Origin of the sequence: Paenibacillus mendelii (assembly GCF_024498075.1) — a bacterium.
GTDB lineage: Bacteria > Bacillota > Bacilli > Paenibacillales > Paenibacillaceae > Paenibacillus_Z > Paenibacillus_Z mendelii.
In genome coordinates, this window is sequence record NZ_JANHOF010000010.1 from 148,136 (window position 1) to 162,460 (window position 14,325).

The window sequence follows — 14,325 nt, forward strand, 5'->3', positions numbered from 1 at the left end:
CGGCTCTCCCCTCCCCTCTTCCGGTTCATTCCATGCCTGCTTTATAACAGTATACCCTTTTCCCTGCATACATCTGCGAGCTTCTGCACGAAGGAGTCCTTTAACTCCTGCTCGGCAAAAGCCGCTTCGAACCCGCAGCGGATGACCAAGACGATCTGCCCGATATCCAACCCGCATTCATCCATCAGCATACGATACTCCCGGGTTAGCGTCGTCCCGGAGACCGTGCGGTTGTCCGTATTAATCGTCACCCTAACGCCCTGCCTGATATAGTCAAGTACCGGATAGTCGTTCCAGCCGGCAACCGCCTTCGTCTGAATATTGCTAACCGGACACAGCTCCAGCGGAATGCGGCGCTGCTTCACCAGCTCCAAGATAGCTTGATCCTCCCGCAGGCGAACGCCATGGCCGATTCGGCTTGCGCCGAGATGAACCACCGCTTCCTCAATGTTCGCCGGACCAGCCGCTTCTCCGGCGTGAATCGTCACCGGCAGCCCGTTCTCGTGAGCGAAGGCAAACAGATCCCGGAATAAGCCTGCCGGGTAGAAGGCTTCGTCTCCGGCCAGATCGACTGCGGCGACGCCCCGGTCCTTGAACCTTGCCGCAGCTTCAATGGCTGCGCGGTTCTCCGGCATGGCATGATGTCTCATGCAGATGACGATCAAGCGGGCAACGACGCCGAACCGTTCCTCGCCGCGTTTCAAGCCCGCAAGCACACTGTCCATTATAGCATCGAGCGACAGCCCCTGCTCGGTATGGAGCTGCGGCGCAAATCTCACTTCCGTGTAAATGCACCGTTCTGCCGCAGCCTGCTCGACCAGCTCATACGCGATCCGCTCAAGCGCTTCCGTATCCTGCATGAAGCCGAGCACGAATTGGAATTTACTTAAGTAGGCCTGCAAGCTCTCGCAATCGTCTTCAACCTGCATATAGGGAATCAGCCCATCCGCCTGATCCGCCGGTAAGGGGAATCCCCGGCTGTGTGCCAGCGCCAGGATCGTCTCCGGCTTCACGCTTCCATCCAGATGGATATGAAGGTCTGCCTTGGGCAGCGCGGCTAGAAGCTCATTACGTTCGTTCCTTTCATCCATGCCTCTTCCCTCCGATTAACGACTCATGTTATCTTATTCGCTTCTAGCTGCCATTGCTCTTACACAGGGTGTTTGTCCATAGATAATTTATCCCGCTAAGCGGACAGAAGAGCAGCACTAGGCCGGTCCAGCTGAACCGGCCTAGTGCTGCTCCCTATCATCATCCATCGTTATTTATGCTGCACGAGATTCGGCAGGCAGACAAAGCCTGTTCAATTACAGCAGCGCTTCGATATCGTCCTTCAGATCGGATGGCTCAACAGTCGATTCGAAACGGTTGACGACATTCCCTTCGCGGTCGACAAGGAATTTCGTGAAATTCCATTTGACCGAATTGTCCTCCATCCATTGCGGCATTTTCCCGCGCAGGAAAGCATCCATCTTCTGGCCGCCAGGCTGAGTCGTATCAAACCCCTTGAATGGCGCAGCTTCCGTCAAATATTGAAATACCGGATGAGCCGTCTCGCCGCGTACATCCGTCTTCGCAAACAATGGGAACGTTACGCCGAAATTGATTTGGCAGAAGGATTCGACTTCCTCGTTGCTCCCCGGCTCCTGCTCGCCGAATTGATTCGACGGGAATCCGATGATTTCCAAGCCTTGATCGCGATACTGCTCGTACAGCTTTTGCAGGTCGGCATACTGGCGGGTAAAGCCGCATTTGCTTGCCACGTTTAGAACGAGCAGCACCTTGCCTTTGTAATCGGAGAGCGACTTGGCTTCCCCTTTAATCGTCTCGGCCTGAAAATCATAAATGGTTGTCATAATGGAGTCCTCCTAAAAGTTTTTGCGCGGGCTTCGCCCGACGTTAGTCGAGCAAAAACTCACTTCGTAAGCATATACTTTGTTTTTGCGCGGGCTTCGCCCGACGTTAGTCGAGCAAAAACTCACTTCGTACGCATACGCTTTGTTTTTGCGCGGGCTTCGCCCGACGATAGTCGAGCAAAAACTCACTTCGTACGCATATACCTCGTTTTTGTAAAACGAAACTAACGTTTGGCTTGTTCTTCCTGCAGGCTAATCACAGCGGTCAGCTCGTGAAGCTGCTCGCGTAGTGAGGCAATCTGTTCCGGCGATAGCTTGGTCTGCTGGAACACTTGACTTGGGATACCAGAGGCGCGCTCACGGAGCGATTGCCCCTGTTCGGTCAAACGAACGATGACGCTGCGCTCGTCCTCTCGGTCCCGTTCACGGCGAATCAGGTCGGACGCCTCCAGCTTCTTAAGCAGCGGTGTAAGCGTGCCGGAATCGAGGTGCAGACGTTCGCCCAGCGTTTTGACTGCAATGTCATCCTTCTCCCACAACACGAGCATGGTGACATATTGAGTGTACGTTAATCCGAGCTCATCGAGCAGAGGCCGATAAAGCTTCGTCACCTCGCGCGCGCAGGCATACAGCGCAAAACAAAGCTGATTATCTAGATGAAGCAAGGCGTTCGGTTCCATAGTCACCTCCTGGCTGCACACCATCATTTAATTTCATAAAATTAAATTTTATACAATGTAATTATAACGAAGCGGGGTATGCATGTCAACGCCGCCCTTAACGCGGTTGATCTCGCCCATCTTATTGTACGCATATATCGCTGTATAAACTTACATCGCCAGCAACCCGCCATCGACGAATATCGTCGTTCCCGTTAAATATTCGGAATCGTCCCCCGCTAGAAAAACAGCTGTGCCGGCAATATCCTCAGGCGCGCCCATTCGTCCCCAAGGGATGCGCTGCAGCGTTGCCTCCCTCATACCCGGCTTCGCAAACTCCTCAGCGCTAATATCCGTATCGATCACACCGGCGCCTATGGCATTCACGTTAATTCTGTGTTCGGCCAATTCCAGCGCCATGCATTTGGTCATGATATTAATACCCCCCTTCGTAACGGCGTACTGCGTCAAATTAGCTGTTCCGACCTCTTGAGAAATGGAAGACAGGTTAATGATCTTACCGCCCTTGCCCTGACGGATCATCTCTTTTGCAGCCCGCTGCCCGCTGAAGAAGGTACCGAACAGGTTCACATCCCAAATCCGCCTTACAGTCTCCGGATCCACTTCAACAAAGGGCTTAAACACGGCAATTCCGGCGTTATTCACAACAATATTAATCTCGCCGAACTCTTCGATCGTCTTATCATATAGATGATCGATTTGCTCCAGCTTGGAGATGTCGCAAGGGATGCCGATCGCAGTTCCGCCTTCCTCGCGGATGATGCCCGCTGCTTCTTCGCAGAGCGCCGCATTCGTTCCCGAAACCACCACGTTCGCGCCTTCTCTGCCATAACGAATGGCAATCCCTCTGCCAATCCCCCTCGTGCTTCCCGTAACAATCGCCGTTTTGCCCGCTAATTGATTCATGTATGATTCCCTCCATTTGGGTTAATGACATATTTGCTGAACTTGGCACTGCCGTCTGCTAATGCAGCGAAGACAGAAGGTGCTTCCGCTAAACCGCATGTAGTCGCCCAATCGCTCATCGATATGCTTCCTTGGACCAACAAATTCACGGCTTGCTCGAAATCAGCGTTCGAATACGTGTATGAGCCAATCAGGCTAACCTCCTGGCGAACTACATGGTTCATCGATAATGCCGTTTGATCCTGTCCAAGTCCCACTAGAATGACGCTTCCCCCAGGGTTAATAAGCTGAATGGCTTGTTCACGCGTCGCCAGCACACCCACGCAATCGATAATGGCATCCACCCCATGACCGGAAAATACGCTGGCTAGCTTCTCATGTACCTCTTCAGGAATGGCAGCCTCCGCTCCCAGCCGCTTGGCGAATGCCAGCCGCTCCGGCTGCCGGTCAATGACGAGCACCTTCGGTGCACCCATATTCAAAGCAACCTGCAGAGTTAACAGTCCGATAGGGCCTGCTCCATAAATCATCAACCCTTCAAAAGGCTGAAGTCCCAGCTTAATCGCATGAATACAGACAGCTAACGGCTCTGCCAAGGAGGCTAGATTGGAATCCATGTCGCCGGCCACGTTGTACATGTTCTTGACGGGTACAGCCACATACTGAGCGAATGCGCCCGGCCGATGAATTCCGATAATTTGCCGGTTGCGGCAAATGTTCGGCCGGCCTCTGTCACAGCGATCACATGATCCGCAAGGAATTAACGGGTTCACAATCACTTTATCGCCAACCTGAAAACCGCTGGCATCAGGAGCCATCTCCTCAATCACGCCACAGAATTCATGTCCCATCACAAGCGGAGGAACCCGTACGCTGCTGTGTCCCAAATAGCCTTCCAGCTCGCTTCCGCAAATACCTGCCGCTTCCACGCGTATAATTGCCTCGCCGGGCAATAAATGAGGCCGCTCGCTTCGAGTCAGCTCCAGCCTTCTCGCACCTTGATAAACCAATATGTCCATTGCTTCAACAACCTCTCGTTTCTAGTTGACGGCCGCTTCGATCATCGGTCACTTGCCTACGCCATTGACGACATGCAGCGGACTCTCCCCGGTGAACAACCTCTTAATTTCCAACGCAGCATACTCCTGCAGACGAAGAAGCGCATTCTCCGAATACCAAGCGCAGTGGCTCGTTACTATACAATGATCCATACGCAGCAGAGGGCTTTCGGGCGAAATCGGTTCATGCTCCAGAACATCCAATGCCGCGCCTGCGATCTCACCTCCAGTCAAAGCGTCGATTAAGGCAGCGGTATCGATCGTTCCGCCTCTTGAGGTGTTGACAAGGAAGCTCGTTTTCTTCATTAGCCGAAAGGCATCTGCTCCGAGAATATGCTTCGTTTGTTCGGTAAGCGGCAGATGGACCGATAAGATATCGCTCCGGGAGAACAGTGTTTGCCAATCCACCTTTTCTACACCTAACTGCTTAAACACGCCTTCCTCCACGAATGGATCGTACCCAATAGCAGCCAAACCGAATGCTTGCGCTCTCTTCACCACCGCCTTGGAGATATTCCCAAAGCCGGCAACGCCGATGACTTTATTCTGCAGGCCCATGATCGGGCGGCATGGCGCAATTTCCCACACTCCGCTGCGAACCTGTTCTATGACCTGCGGAATTTTCCTGACGATGCTAAGCAGCAGCGATAAGGTGTGATCGGCAACCTCCTGAACGGCATAATCCGGAATGTTGACGACCGGTATGCCTTTACGTTTCGCCGCTTCAACATCAACGTTGTCGACGCCAATCCCGTAACGCACGATAATTTTGCAGTTATTAAGCTCCTCAATCGCATCTGCAGTAACCGGCGCCCACTGGGTCAAGATAGCGTCAGCATCCCGGCAAAGCTCTGCGACCTCCGCGCCGGTCTTGCACTGTCCGGTCACGAATTCGAAGCCTAGTGGGGTCAGAATGTTCTTTTCTTGATCTAAGTTAGGAAATCCATAATCGGTAACGGCAACTTGAAGATTTTTCACACAGCATCCTCCGCTCGTTCATTATTAATCCGTATCCACCATAGCTAACGCCCGGACAGGCGAACCGTCCCGGCCCTTAATACGCAATGGGGCAGCCATGAAGAAGAAAGCATCGGTCCCGACATCCCCCAAATTCGCCAAGCCCTCTACGATGACAATCTCCGCTCGCAGCAATATTTTGTGAATCGGGTCATAATCGGTTGGATTCGGCGTCGGCACATCCATTCCAATCATGGCGATTCTTCGATCGGCCAGCCATTGCGCCAGTTCCAAGGTCATATAAGGGAAGTCGGTAAAATAATGCTTGTGCTGGAACTGCAAGTGCCAGTCCGTCCGATAGATCAGCCGGGTCCCTTCTCCAATCCGATCCGCATAGGCAGCAAAGTCTCCCACATCAATTGGCTCCTTCGGCTGCTTATGCGATAGATCGACCAACAGGGCGTCACCAATGCATTTGTTTAGATCGAGCTTATCCACCGTTATGCCGTCATCCAGGAAGTGAAACGGAGCATCCAGATGCGTGCCCTGATGGGTACTCATAGATAGCTGAGAAATGTTATATCCAATACTGTCAATGGTGTTATGAACGATCACCTCACATTGTGGGTCCATTGGAAAGGTCGGCGCGGCATGATAAATATCCATGGATAGATCAATTAATTTTCTCACCAAAACGAATCCCTCCAGTTATAAAGATATATCCAATTTAACGTTGAACAAATGCATGTAAAGCATATCTGAAAATGATTGAAAAAGCTGCGGTTTAATCGATATTGAACTACTCGCGAGAAGAATATCACTCCGATATAGTTACGTCAATATAACCAATTATTGAAAGTTGGATATAGTCATTGTCATTTCAGGTGTAAGTGCGTAACCATCACCAATCCCGACCAATTCGTCAATATTGATATACTAGATATAATCATATATACTCTACTGTTAATGACGCATAATGACCCCTACTATCGAATGCGAGGCGACCGTACCAAATGAATGAAAACAAGCCATTATATTCTCAAATACAAGATCACATCATACAGAAGATTGAATCCGGCAGCTGGCCCGAGCAGCATCAAATTCCGCCAGAACGCCATATTGCCGAACAATTCAATGTAAGCCGCATAACGGCAAAGAATGCGGTACTCGGCTTGGTGAACGAGGGTCTGCTATACAGACATCGGGGAAAGGGGACTTTTGTCGCCGCTAGCGCGAGCAGCAAACGAATAGTGGAGGATAAGGTGCAGGCGCCGCGGCCTGCGGTTCGGTCCGGAAACAAAATAATCGGTTTTATCACACCATGGATGGAGTCTCAGTACTCTTCGCAGCTGCTCTCGGGCGTGGAACATGCACTCAGTGAGCAATCCTATCATGTTCTATATAAGCGTATTGCCGATCGTGAAGCGGAATCGGGCGCCATTCATACGTTCTTGGATATTCCCGTTGACGGCATGATCATTGTCGCCAGCCAAGGAGAGCAGCATTTCAACGATGATATCGTTCGCCTGGTCTTGAATAAGCATCATGTCGTCCTCGTTGAAAAAACGATGCGTGACATACGCACAAACGGGGTTTATTGCAATACCAAGGAAATCGGCAATCTAATGGTCGACTATCTATGTAAGCTGAAAGCGAAGCATATTGGGTTAATTACTTATCCCTCCTTATATACAATTGGAATAAGCGACCGGATCCAAAGCTTCCAAACGGCGCTGCTTAGCAAAGGAATGGAGCAGCTGTCCGATCAGCATATTCTGTCGGTCTCCTCTTCCATTCTGGAGCAAACCAGCCAGGATGAAATCCCGCCAGATATCGTCGCGTTCATCGAGAATAATACCGCTTTCGATGCTATTGCGACGGTAGACGCGCTGCTGGCGCAATACGTCGGAAGAGCATGCGCAATGCTGAACCGGACCGGCATCAAGATTATTTGCTGCGACCAGCCTTCCCTTCATCAGGATTGCATTAATCCGACCGCCTATATTGATCAATCACCGTTCCAGATGGGTATTGTGGCTGCTCAAATGATGATCGATTCCATCGAAAACCAATCCGAACCCAGAAAGCATATGATTTCTCCCCGGCTGATTGAAATATAGCAAGTGATGATCTGTGGATACACCGTGCGATTACGAAAAGGGATGCTCTGAGGAATAGTCAGCCTCAGAGCATCCCTTTGTCGATCGTGAACATACAAACCGCACTACGTGCAAATAAACGCGAAAGGAGCCCCTAAGAGGCTCCCCTGTTTCTATCCCACTCTTTACTTGCTGCCAAGCTCCTGCTTCCTCTCCCGCTGGAGTTCATTAAACTTGCGCAGCATGGCGATCCGCCAAACCAGAATCATGCCGAACGCGAGAATGAAGAACAATCCGCCTGTCTGGGGAATACTGATATACGCTTCCAATACGTCATGGAGCAGAAGCCGGATAACGAATAGGGCAAGCAATATGATGATGAAGGCCTTCGACCGCTTCAACACAATCTCTTCGCCGGAGCGCTCGAGCTTCGAGGTGCGGATGAGCGGATAAGCAAAGAGCAGCGCACCAGCGGCGAAAGCAGCCAATGCCCACAGCCACGGCACGCGTGTCATGGGCACGACAAACATGAGGAAGCCTGAGGACATCGCAAACGGCGGGATAATGATTTTGCGCATCGATGTCGGTCGGTTGGATGCACGAAGACGAAAAAATATGACCGCCGCTCCGGCGAGCAGCGATAAGAGAATCGATGCGAAATGGGGAATTTGTAACGATTGCGGGAACAGATGCATGCGTTCGCGGCTCCTTCTTCAACCAGCCCTCAATCAGGTACGGTTTTTCTTAATCCTACTGCATTCACAAACCATGTTGCAAATAATAGAGCCGAATGCTGGAAGCAATCGGCTCTATTAGAAGATTGAATCTTCCCCTTGGACAAGATCCATCATCCGTCTAGCTCTTACGCCGGCTCCCCGCCCATTCGACGAATATCTCATAGTCACGCTCCACTTGGCCCGCATAAGATAAAGCCCACTGCGCGATGGTTGCACAGAATGCTTCCTCGTCATCACCCATCGCGAGGACGATCTCGTCTTCGCTGTGGTAATCTAGCATTCCTTGCCGTACATCAATATCGGCGCGGGCATGCAGCTTGGCTGTCAGAGCCCCCATGCAGTCGACAACCGTCTCAAGCGCATCGGCGGTTTCCAGTGATGCAAGCTTAAGCCGTTTCTTGTAGGGAGAACGCTCACGCACATAGAAGTGCCGATCACCCATAGATAAGCAGCCGAGGTAAGGATCCGCCTCGTGATGCATCGCCTTCTGGGTCATGACAACCCGCTTTCCCTGGTGGCCATGAGCAGACCAGAATGAATCGTCATATGGTAGGAAGTAGGCGGGAACGGGGGCGCGAACTTCTTTTATTTCAAGGACGACATCATCCATCCCCTCGGCCGCTCCGCCTGCTTCGATCAGTACATAATACCGGTCCAACCCGATCGACGCCGTGCCCGAGCCATGCTTGACCGCCATGTCTTTGATCTCATAGTGAACGGCTTCCTCACCTTTGGATTCCACGGACGCCAAATATTGCGGCCAAGCCTCCATGAGCGCATTGCGCTCCTCTTCTGTTGGCGGCACGATCTCATCCGTCTCCGCGAACTGCCGCTTCTGCTGCATGAACGCGGTCACCTTCTCCAGAAAGTGCTGCTCCTTCCGTTTGCGCAGCTTCTTCAGCAGTTTGCGAATCTGCCCTTCCGCGCGCTCTTCATCCATCACGAACGTCTCCGGATCGTCCTTCCGCTTGGCAAACCGGCGCATCTGCCCCCCATAGCTCTTCAAAAAAGCGGCAATAGCTGCCTGCTGCGACTCGGATGTCATCAGCTTCACACGGCATACGAGCGCGATGCTGACCGACATGCGCAGCAAATCGTACAGATAGGAGCCCAGATAGCCCTCGTCAAAGTCGTTCACATCATAGACCAGCACCCCGGATTCGCTGCGGAATGCCCCGAAGTTCTCAAAGTGAAGGTCGCCTTGAATCCAAGTCGGCCGCTCCGCTCTCGTATGGTACGGGAACCATTCCCGTGTTACATCGCTATAGAACAAATATGTGCTTCCCCGAAAAAAAGAAAACGGGCTCTCCGCCATTTTGCGGTATTTCTCCGCACGCTTACGCCGGTCCAATCCCATCAACTTCCCATCGAATTCGTCGAATATGGCTGTTAACGTCTGTTTGCGCAGCTTGCGCCGGGTCTGCTGTACGCGCTCCGTCAGGTTCGATTCCATGTGGATACCGCCTCCTTATTCGTTCAAGCCGATCTATCCGTCACTACCAACGTACATCATATTCCGAATGTTTACAATTCCCGCATTCCCTCCAGAGAGACAACGGACATAAAAAAAGCTGCCACCAGGAACGAGACTTCCCGGCAGCAGCTTATGTAAATCAGATTAACAAGGCAGCCTAGCGGCTTCTTCTAGCGGTACTGCTTGACCTGCATTTGATCCAGGCTTTTGAAGGTGTAGCCTTTGCTCCGGGCATCGTCGATAATTTGCGCCAATGCTTCCGCGTTATCCTTGGACACGGAGTGCAGCAGCATGACCGCTCCCGGATGAAGCTGGGACATGACGCTGTCATACGCATACCTTGCGCCCCTCTGTGCCTTCGTATCCCAGTCCTTATAGGCAATGGACCAGAAGACGCTTATATATCCGACCTGCCGGCTAACCGCCAGCGTATGCTCGTTGAAGATGCCTCTTGGCGGCCGCAGGTAATGCATCTCCTGCTGCCCTGTCAATTCCTTCACCGCAAGCTTCACGCGGTCGAGCTCCGACTGAACCCCCTCAGCCGACAACGTCGTCATATCCGGATGGCTCCACGAATGATTGCCCACCACATGCCCTTCTGCGACCATCCGCTTCACGAGCTCGGGTTTATCCTTCACGTAATGACCTGTAATGAAGAAGGCCGCAGGCACACCCTTGCTCTTCAGGATATCAAGAATGGGCGCCGTATAGCCGTTCTCATACCCGTTGTCGAACGTCAAGTAAAGCTCCTTGTCCGACGTATTGCCCAGGAAGATGGCACCGTGCTTCTTCACGATTCCCATGAAGCCTTCCTCCGCGATGGACGGCAGCTGGCCGTTCTTGCTCTTCTTGAAGCCAAAGTGGTACGGCTGACCTCCGGAAGCCTCCACGGCTCCAGGCCCGATCAGCAAACCGCTGCACAGGAGTGCAGCCACTAGCAGATGAAGGACGCCTCGCATGAACGTCAACTCCCCCTTCGGACGATTCGCTCCAACCGTAAAAGATTGGGTTAGGGGTTATATTGCGCCACGAGCGTCATTTTATTCATCAGACTCAAGGTCTAGGTAATGTTTAGACGCTGCTCCGGCTCCGCCAACAGCCATAGATGACGCCCGAGAATATGTAGCGCCTGCGGTATTGCTTATCCCTGCTCGGCGAACAGGTCCTGATGTATTTTGACCACTGCCTTGCGAATGGGAATGTCCCCCTCAATCGAGCAATTGGGCCGGTGAATATCGGTCGGGTATAAGACGACGAATGCGCCGGGAACCAAATCCACATCAATCTCACCATTCACAGCTCCATAGAAGGCAATATCCTGAGTGGCGAGTCGATCATCTTCAGGCTGCAGCGATGCCGACAGCTTCGCAACCCCCATCCGCTCGCGGCCGGTCAGCAGCAGCTGCAGGTCCGTGTGGACGAGGTGCGACTCCGGCTTTACACGTTCCTTCGGCTGTGTCGTGACCTCGTTGAGGAGCAGGAACATGCCTGGCTCACCGAATTCGTGGCGCCCCGCCGGCAGTGTATCCAGATCCATATCGAGCAGCCGCTCGATCGCCCGGCGTACTGGTGCAGGGAAAGTCCCTTTCTCGTTCTCATAATTGGCCAAATCGCTGTAAATCATCGCTTGTCGCCTCCGCTCTCGAATTCGTACAACGTCATTATCGGACAGTCTGTAAGGGCTGTCAATGACAACGAACCAGGTACTGCAAGCTCTGGGCCTGCAGTACCTGGTTCGTTTCTTCTATGTTATTGCCATCTCGGCGGCACTAACTTGTACCGGCCGCCTTCCTACTGCTCGGAGCCGGGAGCGATGATCGACTTCACGCGGCCGACTTGTCCGCTCTGCAGCCTCACTTTGATTCCGTGCGGATGATTCGGCGAGTTAGTCAATATATCCTTCACGACGCCGCGCGTCAGCTTTCCTGTCGGTTGATCCTGCTTCAAGACGATATCCACTGTAATCCCTGGGCGTATTGACGCCCGCTGCTGTCCATTCGTGCTCATACATGGTCTCCTTTAATCATTCTAAGATGGTACTAGCGTACCATTAGAGACGCCGAATAGACAAATCTGGGCTGACTCCGTGCAACCGGAGGGGGATGCATCTTCCCCTAGCCACAGCATCCTTATTGATTATCCGTTTGCGGAATCTTCGCCCGAAATTGCGATATAAATCTCAACGACCGCATCTGCCGGATCGGTCACGCGCTCATCGTACCGTTCAAAGTCGCCCGTGAAGGTGCGGGTGCCGTTCCCTTCTGCAAAGTACGCCCAAATACGACCCCAAGCCTCGGGTACTACCTGCGTGATCGGTCCCCGTTCCGTCGTGAATACGGCATAGCGGGCTGCTGGCAGTTCAATAACTTTCAACCCCATCTCCTTCAACTCGGCCGATTCTGCATTCTCCAATAGACGATGTCCAAGCAGCACCGTGTACTCGCCGCTCGCATCGCTTTCATATTCGGCATACAGTCCATACACAACAGACGGATCTGCGGAGCTGCTTAGTGCAGCTGTCACGCCTTTCTCATAGAAGGCTCCCCATAGCTCCGGAATTAGGCCACCGGGGCCTGCTTCTGCAGCATTCGTTGTCCGCGCGGCCAAACCGCATAATTTCATCGCTTCTACGTTCTCATATCGAATCTTCATTTGTATTTCCCCTCTCAGCTAGTCCACTTGATCATACAACGGGAACACTGACAGCAGTGTGACAGTGTTTGTGAAGAAGTTTTTTTACCACTATCTCGCTCCCTCTTGTAGCGATCCCAGCCCTTGCTTGGCGAATGATGTGTTATAATCACGCTTGACCGGCCGATGCGATTCATTCGATATACATATATAAGTTGATAAGAGCATTCTCCCTGCGCAGCGGGCTGTGCTCATCATGGGCTCAATTGATATAGAACTTTTTTGAATAGATAGGGAACTGGAAGGGTGATAGCATGAGCGTAATCCGTATGGAGAATGTAACGAAGAAATATGAAGATACACTGATTATTCGTGATATTTATTTTCGTGTGAACAAAGGGGAGCGGATCGGTCTTATCGGACGCAACGGCGCCGGCAAATCGACCGTCTTCAAGCTGATTTTGGGCAAAGAGGAGCCTACCTCCGGCAAAGTGGAAGTTGACCCTCAGGTGAAGATGAGTTATTTTTCCCAATTCTCGGAATTGCATGGAGGTCTTTCTGTTCAGCAGGAGCTGGAGCTATGCTTCGAACAGGTTGGACGTATTGAACAGGAATTAAAGGAAGTCGGCGAGAAGCTGGGCAAAGTCACGGACGACGGAGAGATGGATCGACTGCTAGCGCGGCAAGCAGAGCTGTTTGAACAGATGGATCACTTGGACGGTTGGAATGTATCCGTCGAAATCGACACTGTGCTAACCAAGCTGGGGTTCGATAACCGGACGCGGAATCAGCCTGTCGATGAATTATCCGGAGGGTGGAGAAACCGCGCCGCGCTCGCCAAGATGCTTATCGAGCTGCCTGATGTCGTATTGCTCGATGAGCCGACGAACTATTTGGATATCGAAGGACTGGTATGGCTCGAGCAGTGGCTCCACCGCTTTAATGGCGCCATGATTCTGGTGTCGCATGACCGGCAGTTTATCGACCGTGTCGTTACGCGAACGATTGAAATTGAAAACTATCATTTTCAAGAATATGAGGGTAATTATACTGATTACATACGTAAAAAGAAGCTCCGCAAGAAAGAGCTGGACCGCCAGTTTGAATGGGAGGAAGAGCTGCTCATCATGGAGTCCGAAGCCATCGATAGCCGCTCGAGCAAGAAGTCCTCGAAGGACCGGCTCGCACGCAAGCTGACGGATATGAAGAAGCGGGTTGAGCCTCATCCGGTGAATGTGCTCATTACCGATATTTATGAACAGCTGCGTTTTCCCGATAAGCTATGCGAAGTGAAACAGATCGGCCAGACCTATGGTGACCGGTCGATATTCCAGAACGTGAGCTTCGACATTCAGAAGGAGGACCGCATAGCCATCGTCGGGCCCAATGGCAGCGGGAAATCCACACTGATTAAGGCGCTGACGGGACAAGACAAGCCGGATTCGGGTGAAGTTGTTTGGGAGAAGGGCGTCAGCTTTGCGTATTTCAACCGGATGTGGGATGAGCTGGATCATAAAGATACGGTTAGCCATGCGGTTAATATTTCCGGACTCGGTTTACATGCTCCACGGAAAAAAGTGAATAAATTTCTATCGATGCTTCAATTCTCGGAAATGGATCTGAGTAAAACTATTGGCCATCTATCCGGCGGACAGCAAGCCCGTGTGGCGCTGGCCAAGTGCCTTCTCTCAGGAGCGGCTGTCATTATATTGGATGAGCCTACGAATCACCTTGATCTAACAAGCATACAGGTCATGGAACAGGCATTAATCCACTTCCCCGGAGCTGTAATAACGGTAAGCCATGATCGGTTCTTCATCGACAAAATAGCAACAAAAATGCTTACCTTCGACCCGGTCTCGGGAATTAGTGAGCAGCATGTATGATCAACAACATCACTTTCCGGGTAATATACGATTGAGGTGAT

At 51.9% G+C, this 14,325-nt stretch carries 15 protein-coding genes; 2 read left to right on the forward strand and 13 right to left on the reverse strand.

Annotated features, from left to right (window positions below):
- Positions 1-41: 41 nt before the first annotated feature.
- The 7 genes from add to NNL21_RS25070 form a co-directional block, all read right to left on the reverse strand.
- On the reverse strand, positions 42-1,091 hold the full coding sequence (gene add / locus NNL21_RS25040; RefSeq protein WP_204820151.1) for an adenosine deaminase: 1,050 nt from the start codon (positions 1,089-1,091) through the stop codon (positions 42-44).
- A gap of 216 nt (positions 1,092-1,307) precedes the next feature.
- The gene (locus tag NNL21_RS25045) at positions 1,308-1,856 is read right to left on the reverse strand and encodes a glutathione peroxidase (protein ID WP_204820152.1); all 549 of its coding nucleotides are present in this window, start codon (positions 1,854-1,856) and stop codon (positions 1,308-1,310) included.
- Positions 1,857-2,080: 224 nt separating this feature from the next.
- Positions 2,081-2,536 (reverse strand): MarR family winged helix-turn-helix transcriptional regulator, encoded by a 456-nt coding sequence (locus tag NNL21_RS25050; protein WP_204820153.1) that lies wholly within the window; start codon positions 2,534-2,536, stop codon positions 2,081-2,083.
- A gap of 150 nt (positions 2,537-2,686) precedes the next feature.
- Complete coding sequence (locus tag NNL21_RS25055) at positions 2,687-3,442, reverse strand: SDR family NAD(P)-dependent oxidoreductase (RefSeq protein WP_204820154.1); 756 nt, start codon at positions 3,440-3,442, stop codon at positions 2,687-2,689.
- Positions 3,439-4,461 (reverse strand): zinc-dependent alcohol dehydrogenase, encoded by a 1,023-nt coding sequence (locus tag NNL21_RS25060; protein WP_204820155.1) that lies wholly within the window; start codon positions 4,459-4,461, stop codon positions 3,439-3,441. Before NNL21_RS25060 ends, NNL21_RS25055 begins: the two co-directional genes overlap by 4 nt.
- A 48-nt stretch (positions 4,462-4,509) precedes the next feature.
- On the reverse strand, positions 4,510-5,478 hold the full coding sequence (locus NNL21_RS25065) for a C-terminal binding protein (RefSeq protein WP_204820156.1): 969 nt from the start codon (positions 5,476-5,478) through the stop codon (positions 4,510-4,512).
- A 24-nt stretch (positions 5,479-5,502) separates the two neighbouring features.
- Positions 5,503-6,147 carry a cyclase family protein gene (locus tag NNL21_RS25070; protein ID WP_204820157.1) on the reverse strand — a complete coding sequence of 215 codons (645 nt, stop codon included), beginning with the start codon at positions 6,145-6,147 and terminating at the stop codon, positions 5,503-5,505.
- 323 nt (positions 6,148-6,470) lie between these two features.
- Between NNL21_RS25070 and NNL21_RS25075 the strand changes: the two genes are divergently transcribed.
- A complete protein-coding gene (locus NNL21_RS25075) occupies positions 6,471-7,577 on the forward strand; it encodes a GntR family transcriptional regulator (RefSeq protein WP_204820158.1) in 1,107 nt (368 codons plus the stop codon).
- 164 nt (positions 7,578-7,741) lie between these two features.
- On the opposite strand, the gene NNL21_RS25080 is transcribed toward NNL21_RS25075, so the two are convergent.
- From NNL21_RS25080 to NNL21_RS25105, 6 genes are all read right to left on the reverse strand, one after another.
- Positions 7,742-8,251 (reverse strand): CcdC family protein, encoded by a 510-nt coding sequence (locus NNL21_RS25080; RefSeq protein ID WP_204820159.1) that lies wholly within the window; start codon positions 8,249-8,251, stop codon positions 7,742-7,744.
- A gap of 160 nt (positions 8,252-8,411) precedes the next feature.
- Complete coding sequence (locus NNL21_RS25085; RefSeq protein WP_204820160.1) at positions 8,412-9,746, reverse strand: DUF2252 domain-containing protein; 1,335 nt, start codon at positions 9,744-9,746, stop codon at positions 8,412-8,414.
- Between the two features lie 191 nt (positions 9,747-9,937).
- On the reverse strand, positions 9,938-10,726 hold the full coding sequence (pdaA, locus tag NNL21_RS25090) for a delta-lactam-biosynthetic de-N-acetylase (protein ID WP_204820161.1): 789 nt from the start codon (positions 10,724-10,726) through the stop codon (positions 9,938-9,940).
- Positions 10,727-10,908: 182 nt separating this feature from the next.
- Positions 10,909-11,391, reverse strand: a complete 483-nt coding sequence (locus NNL21_RS25095; RefSeq protein WP_204820162.1) for a NanQ anomerase/TabA/YiaL family protein — start codon at positions 11,389-11,391, stop codon at positions 10,909-10,911.
- Positions 11,392-11,558: 167 nt separating this feature from the next.
- Positions 11,559-11,774 carry a YwbE family protein gene (locus tag NNL21_RS25100; protein ID WP_204820163.1) on the reverse strand — a complete coding sequence of 72 codons (216 nt, stop codon included), beginning with the start codon at positions 11,772-11,774 and terminating at the stop codon, positions 11,559-11,561.
- Positions 11,775-11,903: 129 nt separating this feature from the next.
- The gene (locus NNL21_RS25105; protein WP_204820164.1) at positions 11,904-12,419 is read right to left on the reverse strand and encodes a GyrI-like domain-containing protein; all 516 of its coding nucleotides are present in this window, start codon (positions 12,417-12,419) and stop codon (positions 11,904-11,906) included.
- 293 nt (positions 12,420-12,712) lie between these two features.
- On the opposite strand from NNL21_RS25105, the gene NNL21_RS25110 reads away from it, so the two are divergent.
- On the forward strand, positions 12,713-14,284 hold the full coding sequence (locus NNL21_RS25110; protein ID WP_204820165.1) for an ABC-F family ATP-binding cassette domain-containing protein: 1,572 nt from the start codon (positions 12,713-12,715) through the stop codon (positions 14,282-14,284).
- The last annotated feature ends 41 nt before the right edge of the window (positions 14,285-14,325 follow it).

Excerpts from the sequence above, each read along its gene's own strand:
- NNL21_RS25060 (WP_204820155.1), bottom strand. The coding sequence starts at position 4,461 with ATGGACATATTGGTTTATCAAGGTGCGAGAAGGCTGGAGCTGACTCGA.
- NNL21_RS25110 (WP_204820165.1), top strand. The coding sequence starts at position 12,713 with ATGAGCGTAATCCGTATGGAGAATGTAACGAAGAAATATGAAGATACA.
- NNL21_RS25100 (WP_204820163.1), bottom strand. The coding sequence starts at position 11,774 with ATGAGCACGAATGGACAGCAGCGGGCGTCAATACGCCCAGGGATTACA.
- NNL21_RS25105 (WP_204820164.1), bottom strand. The coding sequence starts at position 12,419 with ATGAAGATTCGATATGAGAACGTAGAAGCGATGAAATTATGCGGTTTG.
- NNL21_RS25095 (WP_204820162.1), bottom strand. The coding sequence starts at position 11,391 with ATGATTTACAGCGATTTGGCCAATTATGAGAACGAGAAAGGGACTTTC.
- add (WP_204820151.1), bottom strand. The coding sequence starts at position 1,091 with ATGGATGAAAGGAACGAACGTAATGAGCTTCTAGCCGCGCTGCCCAAG.
- NNL21_RS25055 (WP_204820154.1), bottom strand. The coding sequence starts at position 3,442 with ATGAATCAATTAGCGGGCAAAACGGCGATTGTTACGGGAAGCACGAGG.
- pdaA (WP_204820161.1), bottom strand. The coding sequence starts at position 10,726 with ATGCGAGGCGTCCTTCATCTGCTAGTGGCTGCACTCCTGTGCAGCGGT.
- NNL21_RS25080 (WP_204820159.1), bottom strand. The coding sequence starts at position 8,251 with ATGCATCTGTTCCCGCAATCGTTACAAATTCCCCATTTCGCATCGATT.
- NNL21_RS25045 (WP_204820152.1), bottom strand. The coding sequence starts at position 1,856 with ATGACAACCATTTATGATTTTCAGGCCGAGACGATTAAAGGGGAAGCC.
- NNL21_RS25050 (WP_204820153.1), bottom strand. The coding sequence starts at position 2,536 with ATGGAACCGAACGCCTTGCTTCATCTAGATAATCAGCTTTGTTTTGCG.
- NNL21_RS25085 (WP_204820160.1), bottom strand. The coding sequence starts at position 9,746 with ATGGAATCGAACCTGACGGAGCGCGTACAGCAGACCCGGCGCAAGCTG.
- NNL21_RS25075 (WP_204820158.1), top strand. The coding sequence starts at position 6,471 with ATGAATGAAAACAAGCCATTATATTCTCAAATACAAGATCACATCATA.